The sequence below is a fragment of the Streptomyces sp. NBC_01474 genome, assembly GCF_035918215.1.
GTDB classification, from domain to species: domain Bacteria; phylum Actinomycetota; class Actinomycetes; order Streptomycetales; family Streptomycetaceae; genus Streptomyces; species Streptomyces aureus.
In genome coordinates this window covers 4741501-4765514 of the sequence record NZ_CP109449.1, presented here as the reverse complement: position 1 = coordinate 4765514, position 24014 = coordinate 4741501, and the positions used below count along the sequence as shown (strand labels likewise).

At 70.6% G+C, this 24014-nt stretch carries 21 protein-coding genes and 1 riboswitch; of the genes, 12 read left to right on the top strand and 9 right to left on the bottom strand.

Translation table 11 applies throughout. From position 1 onward, the window contains the following. Nucleotides 1-42 precede the first annotated feature (42 nt). Nucleotides 43-129: riboswitch (ZMP/ZTP riboswitch) on the top strand. 61 nt (nt 130-190) lie between these two features. Then, a complete protein-coding gene (locus OG758_RS21765; RefSeq protein ID WP_326711539.1) occupies nt 191-1639 on the top strand; it encodes a glycine hydroxymethyltransferase in 1449 nt (482 codons plus the stop codon). Nucleotides 1640-1719: 80 nt separating this feature from the next. Here the strand turns inward: OG758_RS21765 and OG758_RS21760 are convergent, their stop codons facing one another. The 3 genes from OG758_RS21760 to OG758_RS21750 all read right to left on the bottom strand — a co-directional run bounded on the left by OG758_RS21760 (nt 1720) and on the right by OG758_RS21750 (nt 4113). Next, entirely contained in the window at nt 1720-2433 is a 714-nt protein-coding gene (locus tag OG758_RS21760; protein ID WP_326711538.1) for a hypothetical protein, read from the bottom strand. 176 nt (nt 2434-2609) lie between these two features. Continuing rightward, nucleotides 2610-3473: a hypothetical protein gene (locus tag OG758_RS21755; RefSeq protein ID WP_326711537.1), complete on the bottom strand. Its 864-nt coding sequence runs from the start codon at nt 3471-3473 to the stop codon at nt 2610-2612. Next, on the bottom strand, nt 3466-4113 hold the full coding sequence (locus OG758_RS21750) for an RNA polymerase sigma factor (RefSeq protein ID WP_326711536.1): 648 nt from the start codon (nt 4111-4113) through the stop codon (nt 3466-3468). The genes OG758_RS21755 and OG758_RS21750 overlap by 8 nt, the downstream gene beginning before the upstream one ends. A gap of 206 nt (nt 4114-4319) precedes the next feature. Between OG758_RS21750 and trpS the strand changes: the two genes are divergently transcribed. After that, on the top strand, nt 4320-5333 hold the full coding sequence (gene trpS, locus OG758_RS21745) for a tryptophan--tRNA ligase (RefSeq protein WP_116510850.1): 1014 nt from the start codon (nt 4320-4322) through the stop codon (nt 5331-5333). Nucleotides 5334-5384: 51 nt separating this feature from the next. Further along, a complete protein-coding gene (locus OG758_RS21740) occupies nt 5385-5966 on the top strand; it encodes a 2'-5' RNA ligase family protein (RefSeq protein ID WP_326711535.1) in 582 nt (193 codons plus the stop codon). Between the two features lie 36 nt (nt 5967-6002). On the opposite strand, the gene OG758_RS21735 is transcribed toward OG758_RS21740, so the two are convergent. Next, entirely contained in the window at nt 6003-6758 is a 756-nt protein-coding gene (locus OG758_RS21735; RefSeq protein WP_326711534.1) for a decaprenylphospho-beta-D-erythro-pentofuranosid-2-ulose 2-reductase, read from the bottom strand. A gap of 198 nt (nt 6759-6956) precedes the next feature. Continuing rightward, entirely contained in the window at nt 6957-8294 is a 1338-nt protein-coding gene (locus tag OG758_RS21730; protein ID WP_326715992.1) for an FAD-binding oxidoreductase, read from the bottom strand. Nucleotides 8295-8657: 363 nt separating this feature from the next. Between OG758_RS21730 and OG758_RS21725 the strand changes: the two genes are divergently transcribed. From OG758_RS21725 to OG758_RS21710, 4 genes are all read left to right on the top strand, one after another. Continuing rightward, nucleotides 8658-9176 carry a phosphatase PAP2 family protein gene (locus tag OG758_RS21725; protein WP_326711533.1) on the top strand — a complete coding sequence of 173 codons (519 nt, stop codon included), beginning with the start codon at nt 8658-8660 and terminating at the stop codon, nt 9174-9176. Beyond that, the gene (locus tag OG758_RS21720) at nt 9173-10228 is read left to right on the top strand and encodes a decaprenyl-phosphate phosphoribosyltransferase (RefSeq protein ID WP_382060089.1); all 1056 of its coding nucleotides are present in this window, start codon (nt 9173-9175) and stop codon (nt 10226-10228) included. The genes OG758_RS21725 and OG758_RS21720 overlap by 4 nt, the downstream gene beginning before the upstream one ends. A 116-nt stretch (nt 10229-10344) precedes the next feature. Beyond that, nucleotides 10345-10809, top strand: a complete 465-nt coding sequence (locus tag OG758_RS21715) for a GtrA family protein (RefSeq protein ID WP_326711531.1) — start codon at nt 10345-10347, stop codon at nt 10807-10809. After that, on the top strand, nt 10797-11717 hold the full coding sequence (locus tag OG758_RS21710; RefSeq protein ID WP_326711530.1) for a YihY/virulence factor BrkB family protein: 921 nt from the start codon (nt 10797-10799) through the stop codon (nt 11715-11717). The genes OG758_RS21715 and OG758_RS21710 overlap by 13 nt, the downstream gene beginning before the upstream one ends. A gap of 58 nt (nt 11718-11775) precedes the next feature. Here the strand turns inward: OG758_RS21710 and OG758_RS21705 are convergent, their stop codons facing one another. Beyond that, entirely contained in the window at nt 11776-13299 is a 1524-nt protein-coding gene (locus OG758_RS21705) for a D-alanyl-D-alanine carboxypeptidase (protein WP_326711529.1), read from the bottom strand. On the opposite strand from OG758_RS21705, the gene OG758_RS21700 reads away from it, so the two are divergent. The 3 genes from OG758_RS21700 (at nt 13238) to OG758_RS21690 (ending at nt 16671) form a co-directional block, all read left to right on the top strand. After that, entirely contained in the window at nt 13238-13477 is a 240-nt protein-coding gene (locus OG758_RS21700; RefSeq protein WP_227296876.1) for an SCO4848 family membrane protein, read from the top strand. The two genes, OG758_RS21705 and OG758_RS21700, sit on opposite strands and share 62 nt — an antisense overlap. 102 nt (nt 13478-13579) lie before the next feature. After that, complete coding sequence (locus OG758_RS21695) at nt 13580-14896, top strand: metallophosphoesterase (RefSeq protein WP_326711528.1); 1317 nt, start codon at nt 13580-13582, stop codon at nt 14894-14896. Between the two features lie 218 nt (nt 14897-15114). Continuing rightward, nucleotides 15115-16671, top strand: a complete 1557-nt coding sequence (locus OG758_RS21690) for an ABC transporter substrate-binding protein (protein ID WP_326711527.1) — start codon at nt 15115-15117, stop codon at nt 16669-16671. A gap of 65 nt (nt 16672-16736) precedes the next feature. Here OG758_RS21690 and OG758_RS21685 read toward each other — a convergent pair whose 3' ends face one another. Next, the gene (locus OG758_RS21685; RefSeq protein WP_327578261.1) at nt 16737-18299 is read right to left on the bottom strand and encodes a sensor histidine kinase; all 1563 of its coding nucleotides are present in this window, start codon (nt 18297-18299) and stop codon (nt 16737-16739) included. Further along, on the bottom strand, nt 18296-18970 hold the full coding sequence (locus OG758_RS21680) for a response regulator transcription factor (protein WP_326715991.1): 675 nt from the start codon (nt 18968-18970) through the stop codon (nt 18296-18298). Before OG758_RS21680 ends, OG758_RS21685 begins: the two co-directional genes overlap by 4 nt. Before the next feature lie 373 nt (nt 18971-19343). Between OG758_RS21680 and OG758_RS21675 the strand changes: the two genes are divergently transcribed. Continuing rightward, nucleotides 19344-21875: an MMPL family transporter gene (locus OG758_RS21675; protein WP_326715990.1), complete on the top strand. Its 2532-nt coding sequence runs from the start codon at nt 19344-19346 to the stop codon at nt 21873-21875. On the opposite strand, the gene OG758_RS21670 is transcribed toward OG758_RS21675, so the two are convergent. Beyond that, complete coding sequence (locus OG758_RS21670; RefSeq protein WP_326711525.1) at nt 21805-23130, bottom strand: MFS transporter; 1326 nt, start codon at nt 23128-23130, stop codon at nt 21805-21807. The two genes, OG758_RS21675 and OG758_RS21670, sit on opposite strands and share 71 nt — an antisense overlap. Before the next feature lie 94 nt (nt 23131-23224). Here OG758_RS21670 and OG758_RS21665 point away from each other — a divergent pair, with 94 nt between their 5' ends. Continuing rightward, nucleotides 23225-23731: a MarR family winged helix-turn-helix transcriptional regulator gene (locus OG758_RS21665; RefSeq protein WP_326711524.1), complete on the top strand. Its 507-nt coding sequence runs from the start codon at nt 23225-23227 to the stop codon at nt 23729-23731. Nucleotides 23732-24014 lie beyond the last annotated feature (283 nt).

The window sequence follows — 24014 nt, the reverse complement described above, 5'->3', positions numbered from 1 at the left end:
GGACCTGGAAACCTCGTCCTGCGGCGCGCCCGGTAGTGTGGCCCGCAGGGCCGTGACTGGCGCGCTGGGATGGGACCGACCATCGGGGAGCGGCCTGTGAACTGTGTGCCGTGCGCCTGGGCCGACCCGTGAACCTCCTGCTCTCGACCTCGCTCGAGCAGGGGAGGTCCCATCCGTCCGGAGGTCAGTCATGTCAGAGCCCACCCTCTCCACCGAATCCGTAGCGTTCCGCAGCGCCCTCGACGTGATCCGGGCTGTCGAGCCCCGCGTGGCCGACGCCATCGGCCAGGAGATCGCCGACCAGCGCGAGATGCTCAAGCTGATCGCCAGCGAGAACTACGCGTCCCCGGCCACCCTCCTCGCGATGGGTAACTGGTTCAGCGACAAGTACGCCGAGGGCACCGTCGGCCGCCGCTTCTACGCCGGCTGCCGCAACGTCGACACCGTCGAGGCCCTCGCCGCCGAACACGCCCGCGAGCTCTTCGGCGCCCGCCACGCCTATGTACAGCCGCACTCCGGTATCGACGCCAACCTCGTCGCCTTCTGGGCCGTCCTCGCCCAGCGCGTCGAGGCACCCGCCCTGGAGCTGGCCGGCGTCCGCAACGTGAACGACCTCTCCGACGCCGACTGGGCCGAGCTCCGTCAGGCCTTCGGCAACCAGCGCATGCTCGGCATGTCCCTGGACGCCGGCGGCCACCTCACCCACGGCTTCCGCCCGAACATCTCCGGCAAGATGTTCGACCAGCGCAGCTACGGCACCGATCCGCAGACCGGCCTCGTCGACTACGAAGCCCTGCGCGCCATGGCCCGCGACTTCAAGCCGCTGATCATCGTGGCCGGCTACTCCGCGTACCCCCGCCTGGTGAACTTCCGCATCATGCGCGAGATCGCCGACGAGGTCGGGGCGACCCTCATGGTCGACATGGCGCACTTCGCGGGCCTGGTCGCCGGCAAGGTCCTCACCGGCGACTTCGACCCGGTGCCGCACGCCCAGATCGTCACCACCACGACGCACAAGTCGCTGCGCGGCCCGCGCGGCGGCATGGTGCTCTGCGACGACTCGCTCGCCGACCAGGTCGACCGCGGCTGCCCGATGGTCCTCGGCGGTCCGCTGCCGCACGTCATGGCCGCCAAGGCCGTCGCCCTGGCAGAGGCCCGCCGTCCCGAGTTCCGCGACTACGCCCAGTCCGTCGTCGACAACGCCCGTGCCCTCGCCGAGGGCCTGACCCGCCGTGGCGCCACCCTCGTCACGGGCGGCACGGACAACCACCTCAACCTGATCGATGTCGCCACCTCCTACGAGCTCACCGGCCGCCAGGCCGAGAACGCGCTCCTCGACTCCGGCATCGTCACCAACCGCAACTCCATCCCCTCCGACCCGAACGGCGCCTGGTACACGTCCGGCATTCGTATCGGCACCCCTGCCCTGACCACCCGTGGCCTGGGCACCGCGGAGATGGACGAGGTCGCCGGCCTCATCGACCGCGTGCTCACCGCCGCCGAAGCGGGCACCACCAGCAAGGGCGCGCCCTCCAAGGCGCAGCACGTCCTGGACGAGAAGATCTCCGACGAGGTCTCCGCGCGAGCGTCCGACCTGCTGAGCGGCTTCCCGCTCTACCCGGAGATCGACCTCACCTGATCGCTTGACCGGCCCGTCACCGGCCGCACCGACGGGCCGGTCAGTGCGCTCCCCCAGCCGTGAGAGCTGGAGAGCGACCCTCAGGAATCGATCAGCTGCTGCCGTGGTCCCGCATCGGGCGGGGTCCCGCCCGATGCGTGACGACCCGGCAGCCTGTCGGCCAAGGGCCGCAGCACCAGAGCCAGCGCGGCACCCGCCACCAGACCCGGTATCGCCCACCACCAGTCCACCCCGCCGTGAGACCCGACTGCCGAGGCCCGAGCGCCTTCGGAAGGCCCGGCATCGCGACCGTCGGCTGCCGGAGCTGGAGCTCCACCGAGGGCTTCCTTGGACCGGTCCGGCGACTGCCAGGGCACCGGGAAGATCGGACTCCCGCCCTTTTCGGACCGCGCGCCCATGACTCCGAGGTCCTTCAGCAGCGCGCGCAGCTCCGCCGGCTTGCGCGCCTTGTGCCAGTACCCGTTGTAGGAGTCCGGCACGTGCGTCGCTGTGTGTATCCAGACGTCCTTCGTGCCCGGCGAGTCCGGATAGACCCGGTCGACCCGCCACGGCAGCACGTCGTGCACCAGCCATGTGACATTGAGCTGACGCCCCGCGCCTATTCCCAGGCCGGGCGGCTCCTCCCGGCGCCCCTGGTCCGGCTCGCCGAGGAGACTCTCCAGCGGCCCGTACTTCTTGTCACTGAAGTAGAGCGACGCGCTCTGGCCGCTCTCGGGCGACACCACCAGAACGCTCGTCGGTCCGCCCGCCGACGCCCCTGACGCGCTCAGCAGCATCGAGGCGAGTGCTGCCATCAGTGCCACCGCCAGTGCGGCCGCCCTTCGTACTGTTCGCATCCGTTCCCCCAGCTGCTCCCGGCACGGCCCGCCCGTGTCGATTCACTTCTGGTACACCGCTCGACCCGACCGGGTTCCCAACTTCGGTGTGCGAGTTCTCGGTTGATCGAGTTCGCCGGCCCGGCCGACGGACATCAGCGGAGGGAGTCCGGCTTACGTACCGACCGTGCGATCTCCATCGCCCGTTCCCGGGAACCGACTCCCTCCAGGCGGAGCGTCATCTCCTGTCGACGGGTCCACAGGAGCGTCGGGCCCGCAGTGCGCTCAGAGCGGGTCCACCGGTCGCCGTCGCCGTCGAGCATCCAGAAGCTGAGCAGATGCGGCTGGGCGAACCACAGCCCCGTACCCCGGCCGAGATCGACCCAGTGCGGCTGCACGCGCACCGATTTCATGTACCCGATGTCGAGCTGCGCCGGATACTCGTCGAGTCGGATCGTGTGCCCGTCATCCCGCCAGCACAGTGTGATCAAGAAGCGCGACTTCGGTTCCCGTGTCACCGTCACGGCGTCCGGCATTCCCAGCTCGCCCGGCACCAGCGGTTCGAATCCGGCGTCTCGTCGGGCCTCACCCAGCGACAGCGACGTGCCGCACCCGGGGACGTGCACACCAGGCGACGGCAGGGCCGAGGGGTCGTACCGGACCTCCACCCCGCCGAAGCCGAACCACTCGGTGACCGCGGCCCGCACCGGAGGCGTGAGCACGAGCACGGTCAGCACTCCGCACAGCCCCGCCGTGAGCATCCGCCACCGCCTCCGTATCCAGCGACGCACGCGCCGCATCCGGACAGAGTCCGCCGTCGGCTCGGCCACCGGCGCCGGAACCGATTCGGCGAGTATCTGTGCCAGTACCCGCTCGGCCATCGACTCGCCGCCGGGGCCCAGACCGTCCAGGGACCTGCCCAGCGCCCGCAGCTCAGCCGGCAGCCCACGGTCCGCGCGGGGCCCGTGCTCCTTGCCGGGGCGCCGGCTCCCGTCGTCCTCGTGACGCGGTTCACTCATGCTCATCACCTCCCTCCCGCGGGTCCAGCTCTGCCGGAAGAATCCGCTTCAGCTTCCGCAGGGCGCGATTGAGCCTCGACTTCACGGTGCCGCGCGGCCAGCCGAGCGCCTCGGCCGTCTCCGCCTCGTCCATCTCGAGCAGATACCGGTACGTGACGACCAGCCGATGCTCCTCGCCCAGCTCCTCGAGCGCGGCGAGCAACGCCGTCCGCCGCTCGTCGTGGACGGCCGCGACCGCCGGATCCGTGGTCTCGGGTATCAGCGGCTCGGCCTCTGTCAACGTCGCTTCCCGCCCCACGACCGAGCGCTGTCGCACCGCCGAGCGCACTGTGTTCCTCGTCTCATTGGCGACGATCGCGAGCAGCCACGGCTTGAACGACGAGTCGTCCCGAAACTTTCCCAGGGCGCAGTACGCCTTGAAAAAGGCCTGCTGCACCACGTCCTCCGCGTCCGCTCCTGCCCCGAGGGCCCGGGCCGCCCGCAGCGCCAGCCCAGTGAAGGCGCGCACCAACACCGCGTACGCCTCCACATCTCCGGCGCGCACGCGAGCGATCACCGCACGCTCGTCGTCGACGACGCGGCCCCCCTCCAGGACCTCCCCCTGTGTCCTCACATCGTTGATACACCGCACCCCTCGCATCGGTTCCCACCCGTCGCACAGGTTTTCCGAACTCGTTCCGTGAGGCAGGTCCGAAGCCAGGTCCCGTGGCCGGGTTCCGTGGCCGGGTTCCGGCGACACGCCGGACGGGGTGCGCGACAGCGCTCCGTACACGGTTTCAGCACTTGTCGTGCACCCGTCGCCCACCTGTTTCCAACCAATGAGAGACACCTGAGAGAATGAGGAGCATGGCCTCTGATCGTCCCCGCGTGCTCTCCGGAATCCAGCCCACCGCAGGCTCGTTCCACCTCGGCAACTACCTCGGCGCGGTCCGCCAGTGGGTGGCGCTGCAGGAGTCTCACGACGCGTTCTACATGGTTGTGGACCTGCACGCGATCACCGTGCCGCAGGACCCCAAGGAGCTCCGGGCCAACACCCGGCTCGCCGCCGCGCAGCTCCTCGCCGCCGGGCTGGACCCGGACCGCTGCACGCTGTTCGTGCAGAGCCACGTCCCCGAGCACGCACAGCTCGGCTGGGTCATGAACTGTCTGACGGGCTTCGGCGAGGCCTCACGCATGACGCAGTTCAAGGACAAGTCCGCCAAGCAGGGTGCCGACCGCGCGACTGTCGGCCTCTTCACGTACCCGATCCTCCAGGTCGCGGACATCCTGCTCTACCAGGCCGACCAGGTGCCCGTGGGAGAGGACCAGCGCCAGCACATCGAGCTGACGCGCGACCTCGCCGAGCGCTTCAACGGCCGCTTCGGCGAGACCTTCACGGTCCCGGCGCCGTACATCCTCAAGGAAACGGCGAAGATCTACGACCTCCAGGACCCGTCGATCAAGATGAGCAAGTCGGCGTCGACACCGAAGGGGCTCGTCAACCTTCTCGACGAGCCGAAGACCACCGCCAAGAAGGTCAAGAGCGCGGTCACCGACACCGACACCGTGATCCGGTTCGATCCGGCGAACAAGCCGGGCGTCAGCAACCTCCTCGCCATCTACTCCACCCTCACCGGCACAGGTATCCCGGAACTGGAGCAGAACTACGAGGGCAAGATGTACGGTGCGCTCAAGACGGACCTGGCAGAGGTCATGGTGGACTTCGTGACACCGTTCCGGACCCGTACCCAGGAGTACCTGGACGACCCGGAGACGCTCGACTCGATCCTGGCCAAGGGCGCGGAGAAGGCGCGTGCTGTCGCCGCCGAAACCCTCGCCCAGGCTTACGACAAGGTCGGACTGCTGCCCGCGAAGCACTGAGCCCCAGCCCGTCTGAACCGCCTTACCGCCACACGACGACAGGAGTACGACGTGGGGACCGTAACGATCGGCGTTTCGATCGCGGTCCCGGAGCCACACGGCAGCCAGCTCCAGGAGCGGCGCGCGGGCTTCGGTGACCCCGCTGCGCACGGCATCCCCACGCACGTCACTCTGCTCCCGCCGACCGAGGTGGAGGACAGGTCGCTGCCTTCGGTCGAGGACCATCTCGAGGCGGTCGCCGCCGCGGGGCGGACCTTCGCGATGCGGCTCGCGGGGACGGGAACCTTCCGTCCGCTGTCTCCCGTTGTGTTCGTACAGGTCGTCGAGGGCGCCGAGGCCTGTACGAGGCTGCAGAAGCAGGTCCGTGACACGTCCGGTCCGGTCGCGCGCGAGCTGCAGTTTCCCTATCACCCGCACGTCACGGTGGCGCACGGCATCGCGGAGGAAGCGATGGACCGGGCGTACACGGAGCTCGCCGGGTACGAGGCGGCCTGGCCGTGCACCGGGTTCGCGCTGTACGAGCAGGGAGCCGACGGTATCTGGCGCAAGTTGCGCGAGTTCCCCTTCGGCGGCCCGGCAGTTCCCGCGCAGGGCCCCGACCGCTCGAAGCGGGGCCGACAGCCGGCTCGCTGACGCGCAGCGAGTCGGCCGGACGCTGTGCGACACGGCCTACATCGGCAGGCGCCGGAACACCGGACGCGGGACATGCCGCAGCGCCGACATCACCACGCGCAGGGCCCCCGGCACCCACACGGTCTCCGACCGGCGCCTGAGTCCCGTCTCGATGGCCTGTGCCACCGCCTCCGGGGTGGTGGCCATGGGTGCCTCCGCCATGCCCGCCGTCATCTTTGACCGTACGAAGCCGGGGCGTACGACCATCACATGCACGCCGGTGCCGTGCAGCGCGTCGCCGAGGCCCTGCGCGAAGGTGTCCAGGCCGGCCTTGCTCGACCCGTAGATGAAGTTGGACCGGCGGGCCCGCTCACCCGCGACCGACGAGAGCACCACCAGCGAGCCGTGGCCCTGGGACTGCAGGGCGCGGGCGCAGATGAGGCCCGCCGATACGGCGCCTGTGTAGTTGGTCTGCGCGACGCGCACCGCGGCCAGCGGCTCGTCCTCGTCGCGGGCCTGGTCGCCGAGGATCCCGAACGCCAGCAGCACCATGTCGATGTCGCCCTCGGCGAACACCTTGCCCAGCGTCACCTCGTGCGCCTCGGAGTCGAGCGCGTCGAAGGCGACGGTACGGGCGTCGGCGCCCATGTCGCGGAGTTCGGCGGCCGCACGGTCGAGGGCGGGGGACGGGCGGCCGGCCAGCCACACCGTTCGGGTCCGCCGGGCCACGAGGCGCCGCGCGGTGGCGAGCGCGATCTCGGAGGTGCCGCCGAGGACGAGCAAGGACTGGGGGGTGCCGAAGGCGTCCTTCATGAGAACCAAACTCCAAATGGGCGGGACCGAAATCGGTGGGGGTGGGATGGGAACCCGGACGGCCCGAGCGGTGTACCAAAAGTGAATCGGTGCGGAGGGGCCGTGCCGGGTGAGGGGTATACGACGTGCGTGCGATGCGGGGCAGCGGGACTGTCGGTAAGCGCGAGGGTCCGGTCAGGGCACTCGTTCCTATTTCGGTCAGAGTCCGAGGCGCCGGGACAGATCCGAGCGGAACACGCCTCGCGGGTCCAGCTGGGCTCGCAGGGAGCGGAATTCATCGAGATGGGGATACATCGCCGAGAGCAGCTCAGGCCTCAGCCGCGAGTCCTTGGCGAGGTAGATGCGTCCGTCAGCCGCGACCACCTCCTCGTCGAGTTCATCGAGGAACACGCCGAGTCCTGGCAGGTTCGCGGGAATGTCGAGGGCCAGCGTCCAGCCGGGCATGGGAAACGACAGCCAGCCGGGATCCGCGTCGCCGAAGCGCTTGAGGACCGCCAGGAAGGAGGGGCACCGGCGCTCGGAGATGCGCTGCACGATGCGGCGAAGTGCTTCCTCCTGGCCATATCCGACGACGAATTGGTACTGGACGAATCCGCTGCGTCCGTAGATGCGATTCCAGTGCGGTACGCCGTCGAGGGGGTGGAAGAAGGGGGAGAGCCGCTGGATCTCGCCGACGCGCGACGTGGGGGCCTTGCGGTACCAGAGTTCGTTGAAGAGGCCGACGGTCCTGCGGCCCAGGAGTCCTTCGGGTACGAATCCGGGTGCGGCCGGAAGCTGCCTGGGGCGGAACGTCAGTGGCGCCCTGCGCGCCCGTGCAGGAACGGCATCCAGCGGAGCGTGATCACCGCGGGTCAGTACCGAGCGGCCCATCGAGGCTCCGCGGGCCAGGAGGTCGATCCAGGCGACCGAGTAGCGGTAGAGGTGATCGGTCTCGGTGAGGCGGGCCATCAAGTCGTCGAGGTCAACGGCGCGTTCGGTGTCGACCGACATGAACGAGGTTTCGACAGGGAGGAGTTGGATGGTGGCGGTGAGGATGATCCCGGTGAGCCCCATACCGCCGGCCGTCGCGTCGAACAGCTCGCTGCCGCGCTCGACGATCCGCACTTCGCCGTCGGCCGTGAGTAGTTCCAGGGCGAGCACGTGGCGGGAGAACGATCCCGAGACGTGGTGGTTCTTGCCGTGGATATCGGCGCCGATCGCGCCGCCCACCGTGACGTAGCGCGTGCCGGGAGTCACGGGGACGAACCAGCCCAGGGGAAGGAGGACTTCCATCAGGCGGTGCAGTGAGACGCCCGCGTCGCACAGCACGGTCCCACCGGACGCGTCGATCGCGTGGATGCGGTCCAGGCCGGTCATGTCCAGGACGCTGCCGCCGGCGTTCTGTGCCGCGTCTCCGTAGGCCCGGCCCAGGCCACGGGCGATGTTGCCCCGGTGGCCCGGCGTCCCGCATGCACGGACCACGGCAGCCGCCTCCGCATAGGAGCGGGGGCGCACGATGCGGGCGGCGGTGGGGGCGGTGCGACCCCAGCCGGTCATGGGGACGGTGTCGAGGATGCCGTCGGAGGGGCCGTCGTGGACGGACTCGGGGGAAGGCGACGTGGTGGGGGGAGTGCCGGGTGCCGGGACGGCCGGCGAGATGAGCGCGGGTGCGGGCGCAGAGGTGGGCGCAGTTGTGGACGGCGCGGCAGGGACGGCTGGGCCGGGGGGTGTGACGCCGGGGGCGACTGCGGGTGTGCGGGCGGTGGGGGGAGCGGGGTCGGCAGCCATGACCGCGACCGTATCGCCCATAGATAGATCCTTCGCCCCAAACAAACCTAGCCCTCACCGAAATGGGTGATTGAATGGGTGTCACCCCAAATTGTCTTAGTTATGCGGGTTTTGACCCGCAGAGTGAGCCACATGGACGATATGGACCGCCGATTGCTGTCGGCATTGCGCGACTGCGGTACGGACCGGCGCGTGGCAGCGGCCGCGCGCGCACTGTCCTGGAGCGGGGAGCACGGGGCGCTCTGGCTCGGCGCGGGGCTGTTGGGGGCGGCGGTCGACCGGGAGCGGCGAGGAGCGTGGCTGCGCGGTACGGCGCTGACCGTCGCGGCGCACGTGGCCAGCATGGGGATCAAGCGGGTCGTCCGGCGGCCGCGGCCGGGGGCAGAGAGCGGTGTGGAGCCGCTCGTGCGGACGGCGGGGCGGCATTCCTTCCCCAGTTCGCACGCAGCTTCGGCGGCCGCTGCGACGGTCGTGTACGGGGCGTTGCGGCCGGCGGGGGCGCGGCTCGTCCCGCCGTTGGCGGCGGCGATGTGCGTCTCGCGCATGGTCGTCGGGGTGCACTATCCGTCGGACGTGGCGGCGGGGGCGGCGCTCGGGGCGGTCGCCGCGCGGCTCGGGGCTCGGTGGGTGGCCGGGGGTGCCCGGAGATGACGGAACGGACTGAGCGAAGGGAAGGGGTGGAGGAAGCGATGGGCGCGGGGGGAGCTGGAGACGGGGCGCCGTTGGTGCATGCGTCTGCCCAAGGGGGGCGGGGGTCGGCCGCGGCGCTGTTGAACCGGCCGCGAGGGAAATCGGTGCCGGGGCCGCGTGCGGCGACGACGTTCGGGTTGCCCGCCGGGCTGTTGAAGACGGCGAGACCGCGGCAATGGGTGAAGAACGTGCTGGTCGTGGCCGCCCCCGCGGCGGCCGGCGAGCTGTTCTCGTGGCACGCTGCGGCTCAACTGGCCCTGGTGTTCCTCCTGTTCACTGCGGCCGCCTCCGCGGTGTATTTGATCAACGACGCGCGGGATGCCGAGGCCGATCGGGCGCACCCGGTCAAGCGGAACAGGCCCGTGGCCGCGGGCTACGTTCCGGTGGCGGTGGCCTATGGGGTCGGGGGTGGGCTCGCGGTTCTCGCGCCGCTGGCGGCCAGAACCTTGTGCAACCCGATGACAGCGGCGCTGTTGACCGCCTACGTCGTGATGCAACTGGCGTACTGCATCAGCCTCAAGCACGTTCTCGTCGTCGATCTTGTCGTGGTGACCATCGGGTTTCTGATGCGGGCCATGATCGGCGGGCTTGCGCTGGGGATTCCGCTGTCGCGGTGGTTCTTGATCACGACGGGGTTCGGGGCACTGTTCATGGTGTCGGCCAAGCGGTACTCCGAGGCCGTGCAGATGGCCGGGAAGGCGGGGGCGACGCGGGCGTTGCTGTCGGAGTACACGACCGGCTATCTGCGGTTCGTCTGGCAGCTTGCCGCAGGCGTGGCCGTTCTCGCCTATTGCCTGTGGGCCATGGAGGAAGGCGGGGTGGCGCGAACCAGTCTGCTGCCGTGGAGACAGCTGTCGATGGTGGCCTTCATCCTCGCCGTCCTGCGCTACGCGGTCTTCGCCGACCGTGGCACGGCGGGCGAGCCGGAGGAGGTCGTTCTGCGGGACAGAGCGCTGGCCCTGATCGGCCTGGTGTGGGTGGCGATGTACGGGCTCGCGGTCGCCAACTGGTGAACGTGGGAAGTGAGGGCGTGTCGGATCAGGGCGTGCCGGGGGACGGCCCGCTCAGGGAGCGCGTGTCCCGTGGGGGCGCGAGGGAGGAGCGGGCGTGGTGGGTTCGGGGGTGGTGGATGAAGGGTCTTGGGCCCGAGTTGGTGAGGTTCGCGCTTGTGGGGAGCTGCGCGTACGTCGTCGACCTGGGGCTCTTCGTGTGGCTGCGAGGGTCGGCGGGCTGGGGCCCGATCACCGCCAAGTCGCTGTCATTCTTGGCCGGTTGCACGGTCGCGTACGGGGGGAACGCGCTCGGTACTTATCGGCGGACGGCGATCGAGGTGTCACGGCTGCGGCAGTACGGGGTGTTCTTCGCGGTCAATGTGGCGGGTGCGGTGGTGCAGTTGTTGTGCATCGCCGTGTCGCATTACGGGCTCGGGCTCACGTCGCAGCGCGCGGACACGGTGTCCGGGGCGGGGGTGGGCATGATGCTGGCCACGGTTCTGAGGTTCTGGGGTACTCGGACCCTTGTCTTCGGGGCGGCGATTCCGGCGAGACGTGCGAGAACGGTCAGGGAGGGCAGGCTCGGATCATGGACTGGCTGAAGAGACTCCCCGGCGTCGGGCCGATCGTCGAACGGCTCATGCGTACGCACGCGTGGTGCGCCTACGAGCGGCTCGACCAGGTGCACTGGACGCGGCTCGCGGCGGCGATGACGTTCATCAGCTTCCTGGCGCTGTTCCCGCTGCTGACCGTGGCCGCGGCGATCGCGGCCGGCACGCTCAGCGAGGAGCGGCAGAAGACGCTCCAGGACAAGATCGCGGAGCAGGTGCCCGGCATCTCCGACCAGTTGGACCTGGGCGCGCTCGTCGCGAACGCGGCAACGGTGGGTCTGGTGGCGGGGGCGTTGCTGCTCTTCACCGGCATCGGGTGGGTCGGCTCGATAAGAGAGTGTCTGCGCGCCGTCTGGGAGTTGGAGGACCCGGAGGAGAACCCGGTCATGCGCAAGGTCACGGACGCCGGGGTCCTGGTGGGGCTGGGTGGGGCCGGACTTGTCTCGCTGGCGGCGTCGATGCTCGCCTCGAGCGCGGTCGGGTGGACGGCGGACGAGCTCGGCATCTCCCATGACGGATGGGGCGGCGCGCTGCTCAGGGCGGTGGCGTTCGCGATCGCCGTGCTCGCGGACTTCCTGCTGCTGCTCTATGTGCTGACGCTGCTGCCGGGGGTTCACCCGCATCGGCGGCAGCTGTTGACGGCGGCGCTGATCGGGGCGGCGGGGTTCGAGCTGCTGAAGCTGTTGCTGGGCAGCTATATGAAGGAGGTGGCGTCGAAGAGCATGTACGGGGCGTTCGGGACGCCGGTGGCCCTGATGCTGTGGATCAACTTCACGGCGAAGCTGCTGTTGTTCTGCGCGGCCTGGACGGCCACGCGGGGGCAGCCCGACTCGGAGGTGCCGGACGAGGCCGGGCCGGGGGCGGAGCCGCCGGGGGTGGCGCGGGCCGGCGCCGCCTGAGACAGACGGCGCCGGTGCACTTGAGCCGGACAGCGGTGGCACTCCCGGACGGGTCCCGTCAGCGTCGGGGGAGTCGGCGTACCAGTTCGGGCAGGGGCCAGCGGCGGTTGACGAGGAAGGCGGCCGCGGCCAGGAGGACGAGGGCGCCGCCCGTGATGGCCAGGGCGATACCGATGCCGCTGGAGCTGTTCTGGACGGAGGCGTGGGCGGTCGACGCCTTGTCGGGTGCTGCAGCTCCCTTGTCGCCCTTCGGGCTGGCGGAGGAGCCGTCGGCGCCGCCGGTGTCGGCGCTTTTGGGCGGGACGAGCTGTCCCACCGGCGTGACCTTGCCGTCGGCCTGGAAACCCCAGTCGAGGAGACGGGCCGTCTCCTGGTAGACCGCCTGGTTCTCGCCGGAGTCGGGGTTCATGACGGTGACGAGGAGGACCTTGCCGTTGCGTTCGGCGACGCCGGTGAAGGTGGCGCCGGCGTTGGTGGTGTTGCCGTTCTTGACCCCGGCGATGCCCTTGTAGGGGTTGAGGCCCATGTCGCCGGTGATGAGCCGGTTGGTGTTCTGGATCTCGAAGGAGCTGGTGGTCTTGCCCTTCTTCTGCGACTCGGGGAACTTCGCGGTCGCCGTCGCGCAGTACTCGCGGAAGTCCTTCTTCTGCAGGCCTGAGCGGGCGAAGAGAGTGAGGTCGTAGGCGGAGGAGACCTGGCCGGGGAAGTCGTAGCCGTCGGGGCTGACCACGTGGGTGTCGAGGGCCTGGAGCTCGTCGGCGTGGGACTGCATGTCCTTGACGGTCTGCGGGACACCGCCGTTGAGGGCGGACAGGACGTGGACCGCGTCGTTGCCGGAGCGGAGGAACACGCCGAGCCACAGGTCGTGGACGGTGTAGGTGAAGCCCTCCTTGACGCCGACCATGCTGGAGCCCTCGCCGATACCGGCCAGGTCGGAGGGGACGACCTTGTGCGTCTGCGTCTTGGGGAACTTGGGGAGGACCGTGTCGGCGAAGAGCATCTTGAGGGTGCTGGCGGGGGGCAGGCGCCAGTGCGCGTTGTGCGAGGCGAGTACCTGGCCCGACTCGGCGTCCGTGACGATCCAGGAGCGTGCGCTCAGATCCTTGGGCAGGACGGGGGCGCCGTTCGCCAGATTCACCTGTGTGCCCGGCTTGCCCAGCTGCGCGCCGCCCACGGTCGACATCGAGGCCGGCGGCTTCGCCTTGCCTTTGGAGGACCCCGGCTTGTCGTCGGCCAGCGCGGGTGAGGCGCAGCAGACCGAGAGGAGAGTGGCGGAGGCGGCCACCGTGGCGGCGACGGCGGACCATCGCCCGGCACGCCGAGGACCGGAACGCTTCAGACCGGAACGCTTAAAAGGGGACTCGGTCTTGGCAGAGACGGTCGTGAAATACGACTCATTCGAGGCAGGCACGGTCGTGAACGTACATGGCTGGGGCCCGTAAGTCTCCGCCGAGGTGTCCTGTGTCTCCTGCTCCCCACCCCGGCGGCGGTGCGGACGGAGGACTGGCGATACTGAGGGTATGAAGCTCAGCCGCCCCGTCTCCTGGTTCCTGCTCGCCTTCGGTGTCTGGAGCTGGGTCATCTGGGTCACTTTCGTCAAGAACCTGTGGAAGGACGGGAGTGGGCTCGCCTTCGACGACGCCGGCGACCCGACCGCCTACTTCTGGGTGCATCTGACGCTCGCCGTTGTCTCCTTTGTCTTGGGGACGGTGGTTGGGGGCATCGGGTTCCGCGGACTGCGTGCCCTGCGTCGTGCGTGACGCGATGAGCACAGCGATGAACACAGAGATGAACGCCACTACGAGCACCACTACGAGCACCACTACGAGCAGCGCGATGAACGCAACGGGGGGAGCGGCGTCGTGATCGCCGTCTTAGTGATCGCAGGGGTCGCCTCGCTCGCGGCCTTCGCCGGTCTGCACTGGTACGCGTGGCGCCGTCTGGTGCGCGACACCACGACCCGCGCCGGTCTCGCGCGCCGTGCGGGCACGGTCGTCTTCGTGCTGGGGCCGTTGCTGATGTTCGCGGCGGTGGCGAGCGAGCGGGCCGGTGCGCCGTTCTGGTTGCAGCAGGTTCTGTCCTGGCCCGGGTTCCTGTGGATGGCCTTCTCCATCTATCTGGTCCTCGCGGTCCTGGTGGGTGAAGTGGTGCGCCCCCTGCTGCGGCGTTACCTCGACCGCGGGTCCGCGCCGGGCGGCGCGGAGTCGGGGCCCCTGCCGGAGCCCGTACTGGTTCCGGCGCGCGAGCCCGACGAGCAGCCCACCGCAACCACCACCCCAACCCCAATCCCAACCTCAACTGCCACCCCAACCCCCACCACGCCCAAGCCCGTCACGCCATCGGCCGCGGCCGACCCCTCGCGTCGGCTCTTCGTCTCTCGCGTCGTCGGTGGTGCCGCCGTGGTCGCGGCCACCGGGATCGTCGGGAACGGTGCGTACGGCGTGCTGCGCGGGCCCAGGGTGAAGCGGGTCACGGTTCCGCTGGCCCGGCTGCCGCGTTCCGCGCACGGGTTCAGGATCGCGGTCGTCAGCGACATCCATCTGGGCCCGGTTCTGGGCCGGGGGTTCGCCCAGCGAGTGGTCGACACGATCAACTCCACGCAGCCCGACCTGATCGCGGTCGTCGGGGACCTGGTCGACGGCAGCGTCGAGGACCTGGCGCCGGCCGTCGCGCCGCTCGCGGGGCTGCGGGCCCGGCACGGCACGTACTTCGTGACGGGCAACCACGAGTACTTCTCGGGCGCCGAGCCGTGGGTCGAGCACGTCCGTGAGATCGGCCTGCGGCCGCTGGAGAACGCGCGCGTGGAGATGGGCGCGTTCGACCTGGCCGGGGTGAACGACGTGACCGGCGAGAACTACGGCGACGGGCCCGACTACGACAAGGCGCTCGGGGACCGCGACCCCGGCCGCGCCGCCGTCCTCCTCGCGCACCAGCCCGTGATGATCCACGAGGCGGTGAAGCACGGCGTCGACCTTCAGCTGTCGGGTCACACCCACGGCGGCCAGCTCTGGCCCGGCAACTTCATCGCCGACGCGGCGAACCCGACCCTCGCGGGCCTGGAGCGGTACGGCGACACGCAGTTGTACGTGAGCCGGGGCGCCGGTGCGTGGGGCCCGCCGGTCCGGGTGGGCGCGCCCTCGGACATCACGGTCGTCGAGCTGGCGTCGAAGCGGGCGTGAGGTGGGGGCCGGGGAGGTACGAGGTACCTCCCCGGCCCCCACAAAGAGCTGCCGGCCCTCCCTATCCCCAAAAACACCCCGCCCCGAAACAGGCTCGAAACCCCCTTGCTCACAGGCTTCTCACAAGGTGCCTCTCGGTCTTCGAAACCTCATCACCTTCTCTTCCCACGGCTCAAACTCCTGTGATTCAGTGATCCACGTCACTGGGGAGGGGCGCGATGCGGTCGATTCGCATGCGGGTTTTTGCGACGTTCATGGTGCTTGCCGCCGCCGGAGTCGGCGCATGGCAGCTTCTTCCGGATCGGGACGAGCAGGGGAAGACGATCACCGTCGGTACGACCGACGCCGTGACGTCGCTCGATCCGGCGGGTGCGTACGACGCCGGATCATGGGCGCTGTACAGCAACGTGTTCCAGTCACTCCTGACGTTCGACGCGGGTGGCGCCGCGCCCGTGCCGGATGCCGCGAAGCACTGCGGGTTCGTCGGCCAGGGGCTGCGTACCTACCGTTGCGAGCTGCGTGACGGGCTGACGTTCCCGAGCGGTCGCGCGGTGACGGCCAAGGACGTGAAGTTCTCCTTCGACCGGGTCAGGGCCATCAACTCTCCGGTGGGCCCCGCGAGCTTGCTCGACACTCTCGGCAAGGTCGAGACGAGCGGTGCGCGGACGGTGACCTTCCGGCTGTCCTCGCCCGACGCGACGTTCCCGTTCAAGGTCGCCACGGGCGCCGGTTCCATCGTCGACAGCACCCAGTACCCGGCGCACAGCCTGCGCACCCGTACCCGCGTCGACGGCACCGGCCCCTACCGCCTCAGCTCGTACACGCCCGGCAAGCAGGCGAAGCTCGTCCCCAACGCCCGCTACCAGGGCGCGGTCAAGAACGTCGGGGAGCCCACCACCCTGCGCTACTTCAAGGACTCGGCCGCCCTCGAGTCCGCCTGGAAGGCCCGTTCGGTCGACGTCGCCGCTCGGCAGCTGCCGCCCGCGCTGCTCGCCTCGTACGCGCCGAGCGACAAGGGGGAGCGGCTCACCGAGGTCGAGAGCGCGGAGACCCGGAACCTCGTCCTCAACGTCCGGACGGGCCGCCCGCTGCACGACCGCCGGGTGCGGCAGGCCCTCGCCACGCTCCTCGACCGGGACCGGCTGGTCGCCTCGACGTACCAAGGCACCGTCGACTCCCTCTACTCCGTGATCCCACGCGGCATCACCGGGCACACGACCGCGTTCTTCGACGCGTATCCGAAGCCGGACGCCGCCCGTGCGCGCACGCTGCTCCAGGAGGCCGGGGTGAGGACGCCGGTCCGCTTCGAGTTCGCGTACTCGCGCGGCGCCGCGTCCGCGGCGGAGGCGAAGGAGATCAAGCGGCAGCTGGAGGCGAGCGGGCTGTTCAAGGTGAGCCTGCGCTACTACGAGTGGACCGACTTCCAGAGGCGGTACGCGAGCGGGAAACTCGACGCGTACGCGGTCGGCTGGCTGCCGGACTTCCCCGATCCGGACACGTTCACCGCGCAACTCGTGCGCACCGGGTCCGGCATGCACAACGGATACAGCAGCAAAGAGGTCGACGGCCTGATCCAGGCCAGTCAGCAGTACGAGGATCGCAGCCGCACCATGGGCGACTTCCGCAAGCTCCAGGAAGCGGTCGCGCGCGACGTCCCACTCATCCCTCTGTGGCAGCGCAAGGAGTACGTGCTCAGTACGGAGAGCATCACCGGCGGGCAGTACCTGTCGGACGGGACCGGGGTGTTCCGGTTGTGGCAGCTCGGCTGGATCTGACCGGCTCCGACGACGAGGCCTCACTCACGGAACCCCCACCCACGGGACCCCCACCCACGGGACCCTTACCCACGGGAAACCGCCTCGGCCACAGCCGAGCCCACTGGCCCCCCGCCCCCCGGCAGCACCACCGTCACCCGCACCCCCGCCCCCGGAGCCGTGCGCACGGACACCTCGCCCCCGTGCGCCGACACCACCCCCTGCACGATCGCCAGGCCCAGACCGCTGCCGGCTCCCCCGCCCGCCCGGAAGAAGCGGTCGAAGATCCGTGCCGCGTCCTCCTCGTCAAGCCCGGGGCCCTCGTCGGCCACGCACAGCCGCACCGTCCCGTCCACGCGTTCGAGCGAGACGCTGACCGGGGCGTCCTCCGGTGTGTGGGTGCGTACGTTGGCGAGGAGGTTCCCGAGGATCTGGCGCAGGCCCGACTCGTCGGCGCGGACCAGCAGCGCGCCGTCAGCGGCGACCTGGACCGGGCGGTCCGGCTGCTGCACGCGCAGGTCGTCGGCGGCTTCGCGGACCAGTCGGCTCAGGTCGACGTTCCGCAGGCGCAGTTCGGGTCCCTGGTCGAGGCGGGCCAGGGTGAGGAGTTCGTCGACGAGTCGGCTCATGCGGTCGGCCTCGGCGTGGACGCGGCCCAGGGCGCGGGCGCGTTCGGCCGGGTCGCGGAGCATCCCCTTGTCGTAGAGCTGGAGGTAGCCGCGGATCGCGGCGAGCGGCGTGCGCAGTTCGTGGGAGGCGTCGGCGACGAACCGCCGCAGCTGCGCGGAGCTGCGCTCGCGGGTCTCGAAAGCCGTTTCGACCTGGTGGAGCATGGAGTTGAGGGCGAGCCGAAGCTGTTCGACCTCCAGGGCGGTGTCGTGGTGCGGCGGCACGCGTCGTGCGAGGTCTCCGTCGGCGATCGCCGACGCGGTCTCGACCATGTCTTCGAGGGGCCGCATCCGGTGGCTGACGCCGATCATCGTGAGGACGGCGAGCAGGGCGAGCAGGCCCGTGCCGAGGGCGATGTCGAGCCTGAGCGCCTTGTGGATGCCGGTCTGGACGTTGGCCGTCGAGGTGGCGAGCAGGACGGTCGTGCCGTCGGCGAGGCGGGCGCCCACCGCGCGGTACGGGTCGCCGTGCACGGTGACGTCGTGCGGCTCGTCGGCGGTGGCGAGCGCCTTCGGGTCGTCGACCGCGGAGGCGAGGTCGCGCTGGCGGGCGGTGGGGCGCAGGGTGCCTACGGGGATGGGTTCGCCGGCCCGGTCGACGGCCACGAACACGGTCTCGTTGCGTGGGAGTGAACTCGCGCCTGCGTCAGTCGAGTTGGGCCCGGGGGAGAGTTTGTCGAGAGCGATGCCCAGTTCGCTGAGCGACTCGATCTGTTTGAGGGTGAGGCCGGTGCGCTGGAGCGAGGTACGTGACGACGTCAGCTCGGCGTCGACGTTCTCGAGGAGGTAGTGGCGCATCCCGATGAGGCTGACGGCGGTCGCGGCGACGATGCCGAGGGCGAGCAGCGCGACATTCACGAGGGTGAGCTTGGCGCGCAGGGAGTGGAACCGCCGGCTCCGGCCGGCCGCCTGCCCGCGTCGGCCATGGACCCGCTCGCGTCGGCCACGAAGGCCCTCACCCGCGCCCCCCACCCGGTTCATGCCCCGCCCGCAAGCCCGTACCCGACCCCCCGCCGCGTAGTGATCAACGGCGGCCCCAGCGCTTCGAGTTTGCGCCGCAGGTAGCTGATGTACGTCTCGACGACGGTCGACTCGGCCGTGTGCTCGTACTGCCATACGTGCCGCAGGAGTTGTTCCTTGGGCACGACGCGGCCGCCGTTGCGCACGAGGAAGCGCAGGAGCGCGTACTCGGTGGGCGTGAGCTGGACCGTGTGGCCCGAGCGGTGGACGGTGTAGGCCGTCTCGTCGAGTTCGAGGTCGCCGTAACGCAGCGGCGGGCGTTCGGGCAGGACGTCGGCCGACCGGGTGCGGCGCAGGACGGCGCCCAGCCGGGCCACGACCTCGTCGATGTTGAACGGCTTGGTGATGTAGTCGTCGCCGAAGCCGAGCGCGCCCACGATCTCGGCGGGCGCGTCGCGCGCGGTCAGGAAGACGAGGGCCAGATCGGGCCTGCGGGCGCGCAGTTCGCGCCCGAGCGCCCGGCCGTCGCCGTCCGGCAGCATCACGTCGAGGAGCGCGGCGTCGGGCCGTGTGCGTGTGGCGAGGGCGAGGCCCTCGCGGACGCTGCCCGCGGTCATGACCTCGAAGCGGTGGTAGCGCAGGGCTATCGCGAGGACGTCGGCGATGCTCGGCTCGTCCTCGACGATGAGCACGGTGGCTCCCACGGGGTGCTCCGCGTTGTCCACGGCCCCTGAGCTCAGGGGCCCGGCACTCAGGGGCCCGGCGTTCGAGTGCCCCGCACTTAGGGGCCCGGCGCTCACGGAACCGGCGTTCGCGTGCCCCGAGTTCACCGGCCCGCCCTTCGCGTGCCCCGAGCCAACCGGCCCCGAGTTCACATGCCCAGCACTCATACCCCCAGCGTTCATACGTCCAGTATCGGCGGGCCCGCCCCCGCTCGGCCCTGCTCGCCCCCTTGGAGTTCCTTGAGAGTCATGGCCGCGCCGTCCCGCCGTGCGCCCGTGTCCCCGGATGCTGAGGCCGAGGAAGGCCCGGGGGAAGACCGAAGGAGTGGCAAACGTGACGGCATTGGCACGGTGGTGCTACCGGCATCGCCTGGTGGTCCTGGTGCTGTGGGTGGGAGCGCTGTTCGGGCTGGGCGCCGCGGGCACCTCGGCGGGAACCGACTACTCGAACGTGTTCTCCCTCCCCGACACGGACTCCAAGCAGGCGTACGACCTGATGACGAAGGCGTTTCCGCGGAGCTCGGGCGACACGGACACCGTGGTGTGGCGGTCGTCCGGCGACGCGGGGTCGGTGACGGACACGGCCGTACGGTCCCGGATCGAGCCCGCGCTGAAGGAGATCGCCGGGATGCGGGGCGTCGGCGAGGTCGTGGGCCCCTACGACGCGAAGAATGCCGCCCAGATCAGCCGCGACGGCCGTACCGCCTTCGCGCAGATCACCTTCACCGACCAGGCGAACGGGGTCCCCAAGGGCCTCGTCCAGAAGGTCGTCGACACGGCTCAGGACGCCGAACGCGACGGCCTGCGGGTCGAGTTGGGCGGCCAGGCCATCACCCGTATCCAGGAGCCGCCCACCGGCGTCTCCGAGGTGGTCGGCATCGCGGCGGCGGCCGTGGTCCTCTTCCTCGCCTTCGGCTCGCTCTTCGCGATGCTGCTTCCGATCGTCGTGGCGATCATGGGTGTCGGCAGCGGAATGATGGCGACGATGCTGCTCAGCCATGTGACGAACGTGCCCGAAGTGGCCCCGCTGCTCGGCTCGTTGATCGGTCTCGGCGTCGGCATCGACTACGCGCTCTTCATCGTCACCCGGCACCGGCGCGGCATCCAGCGAGGGCTCGAACCGGAGGAGTCGGCGGTGCGCGCCCTCAACACTTCGGGGCGCGCGGTCCTGTTCGCGGGCGGCACCGTGTGCATCGCGCTGGCCGGAATGCTGGTGATGAACCTGCGCTTCCTGGACGGAGTCGTCATCGCCACGTCCCTGACGGTCGTGCTCAGCGTCCTGGCGGCGATCACGCTGCTGCCCGCGCTCCTCGGTCTGCTCGGCCGGCGCGTCCTCAGCCGCAAGCAGCTGCGGAAGCTCGCGGCGGAGGGGCCCGACCCCGCCGAGGCGAGTGGTCCCGCGGCGCGCTGGTCGGCGTATGTGCAAAAACGCCCGCGCTCGATCGCGGCGATGGCGCTGGTGGTCATGGCGGTGCTCGCGCTGCCCGTACTGTCCCTGCGGCTCGGCGCCACCGATCAGGGCAACAACCAGGAGTCGACGACGACCCGGCAGGCGTACGACCTGCTCGCGGAGGGCTTCGGGCCCGGCTTCAACGGGCCCCTTCAGGTCGTCGTGCCGGGCGGCGCCGACACCACGGAGCTCGTCAGGACGATCCGCGCGACGGACGACGTCGCGCAGGCCGCCGCGGCCCCGCCCGCCGGGGGCATCACCGTCATCCAGGTCGTGCCGAAGACGTCCCCGCAGTCCGTCGGGACGGACCGGCTCATCGACCGGCTGCGTGACGACGTGATCCCGGAAGCCGGTGTCGAGGCGCACGTCGGCGGGGTGACGGCCGTCTTCAAGGACTTCGCGTCGGTGACCGGCGAGCGGCTGCCCTACTTCGTGGGCGCCATCATCGGGCTCGGCTTCCTGCTGCTCCTGATCGCGTTCCGCTCGCTCGTCGTGCCGCTCACGGCCGCGCTGATGAACCTGATCGCGGCCGCCGCGTCGTTCGGCGTCCTGGTGGCGGTCTTCCAGTGGGGCTGGGGGACGGAGTTCCTCGGCATCGGGAAGGAGGGGCCGATCACCGCGTTCCTGCCGGTGATCATGCTGTCGCTGCTGTTCGGCCTCTCGATGGACTACCAGGTGTTCCTGGTGAGCCGGATGCATGAGGAGTGGGTGCACACCGGGGACAACGCGCGGGCCGTGCGCGTCGGCCTCGCCGAGACGAGCCGGGTCATCAACTGCGCGGCCCTCATCATGATCTGCGTGTTCTCGGCGTTCGTCCTGAGCGGCGACATGGAGGGCGCGATGGCGGGCATCGGACTGGCCGCGGCGGTCGCGCTCGACGCGTTCATCCTTCGTACGGCGCTGGTCCCGGCGGCGATGCATCTCCTCGGCCGCTCCAACTGGTGGCTGCCGGGATGGCTGGAGGGGCGGCTCCCGCACCTGGCCGTGGAACCGGCCGAGCCGCCCGCCGAATCCCCGGCCGGGCCCTACAAGAACACACCCCACAAGAACACCGGGCCCCGCAAGAACACTGAGCACGTCCAGACCGCGGAGCACGTCCAGACCGCGGAGTACATCAAGACCGCGGAGCCGGAGAAGAGCGGTACCGGCGGAGCCACCGTCGTCCACGGATTCCTACGCACCGCCGACGGCGACCCCTTGGCCGGCGCCTCCGTGACCCTGGTCTCCAGGGGCGGCCGCCAGCTCGACCGCGTCACGTCCATCGCCGACGGCTCGTACATCGTGTCGGTGCCCGCGCCGGGGGCGTACATCCTGGCGGTGACGGCGCGCGGTCTGGCGTCGCGCGCCCACCACGTCACGGTCGGGAGCGGCCCGTTGGTGTACGACGTGGAGCTGACGGACGAGGGGGCCGGTCTGGTGAACTGACCTTCCCCGTAGGGGTGTCGGCAGGGGTGTCGGTAGGGGTGTTCAGCGTGAACTGCCGTACGCCGGGCACCCCCGCCGTGGCCACGCAGGCCAGGCCCACGGCCGCCGCCGCGATCCACAGTGGGGTCGCCTCGCCCCAGGCGTCGGCGGCGAGCGGGGCGAGGACGTAGCCGAGGGGCATCGCGGCCAGTGACAGCAGCCAGTCGTACGAGGTGACGCGGGCGAGGACCGCCGCGGGAACGGCTGTTTGTACCGCCGTCTCCCACAGGGGGTTGAAGAAGCCGAGACCGGCCAGGGCGACGCCGAACGCGGCGGCGACCGCCGGTGCGGGGGCGTGCAGGGCGAGCAGCCCCAGCGGCAGGACGTACGTGGTCAGGGCCAGGTTGCCCGTGAGGACCGGGCGGCGGGGGCGGGCCCGACCGGACAGGAGTGATCCGAGGAGCAGGCCGACGGCGCCCGCCTGGGCGATCACGATCCAGGCGCCGTCGCCGCCGAGTTCCTTGACGGCGACGGCCGGTCCGAGGGTGGCGAACACGGCTGCCCCGCCGTTCCAGGTGGCGTGGGCGACCAGGCTCGTCCAGTACCAGCCGCGTGAGCGGACCTCGTGCCAGCCCTCGACGAGGTCGGACCGCAGGGAGCGGCGTTCCTCGGCGGGTGTCGTGGTGCGGCTGAGCCGCAGGGTGGCGAGCAGGGCGGCGCTGACGGCGAACGACGCGGCGTCCAGGATGAACGCCCACCCGGGGCCCGCGGTCAGGACGAGCAGCCCGGCGAGCGCCGGACCGCCCGCCAGCGTGCCGCTGCGCACCACGGCGAGCGCGGAGTTGGCGGCCTGCCGGTCCTTCTCGCCGACGATGCCGACGATCAGTGAGGCGAGCGTCGGCATGGCGAAGGCGGAGGCCGCGCCGCCGATCGCCTCGGCGACCGCGATCTGCCACAACTCCGGCTTTCCGGAGAGGAGTTCGATGCCTACGAAGAGCTGGCCGGCGCAGCGCACGAGGTCGGTGGTCAGGGCCACGATGCGCGGGTTGAAGCGGTCGGCGATCACGCCGCCGAGGGGGAGGAGCACGAGCCGCGGCACCATCGCGCAGCCCAGGACCAGTGCGAGCGCCGAGGCCGAGCCGGTGGCGTGCAGCACGGCGAGGGCGAGGGCGGAAGGGATGACGGCGTCGCCGACCAGGGAGAGGAGGCGGCCGAGGAAGAAGCGGCGGAAGCGGGCGTTGCGTAACAACGGGTGGTGGAGGCTGGGGCGCGGCATGCGGGCGAATGTATTTCGTTGTCGAAGTATTCGTCAACGAAGTATCGGGCATCGAAATATCCGGCGCCGAAGGATCTGGCCGTAAACTGCCCCCATGGAACGCGACTCGACCGATGGGCATCTGGCGCGCTGGCTGCCGGTCATCCCGGACCTCGACCCGGACATCGAGGGTGCGGTCACGCGCGCGGAAGAGCTCACCCGATACCTACGCAAGATCCGTGAACAGGCCTTGGTGGACGTGGAGTTGGAGCGGTTCGAGTACGACACGCTGCACAAGCTCGCGGGGCGCGGCGGACGCGCGGCGCCCTCGGAACTCGCCTCGGACCTGGGCCTCGCCCCGGCCTCGGTCACGGGCCGCCTCGACGGCCTAGAACGCCGCGGCCTGGTCGTGCGTACACCGTCCAGGACCGACCGGCGCCGGGTCGACGTGGAGCTGACCGAGGCGGGCCGCGCGATCTGGCGCAAGGCGATGGAGCGGCTCGGCGGCGAGGAGCACCGGGTGCTCGGCGCGCTCGACGCGAAGGAGCGCAGGCAGCTCTCGGACCTGCTGCGGCGGGTGATGGTGGCCGCCGAATCAGGCCCCGCCGGCCGCCGGCCCTGACGGGCACCCCCTCAGAAACGTCAGCCATGACGCCGCACCGCGCTCACGGGTCCGGCGTCAGCTTTGATGTCGCACCGCGTCCCCGGGCTTGGCGTCAGCCTTGATGTCGTACCGCGCCCCCGGGCTCGGCGTCAGCCATGACGCCGCACCGCGCCCCCGGGCTCGGCGTCAGCCCTTGCGCCGTACCGCGCTCACGGGTCCGGCGTCAGCCTTGACGTCGCACGGCGCCCCGGGCTCGGCGTCAGCCATGGCGCCGCGCCGTGCTCACGGGTCCGGCGTCCAC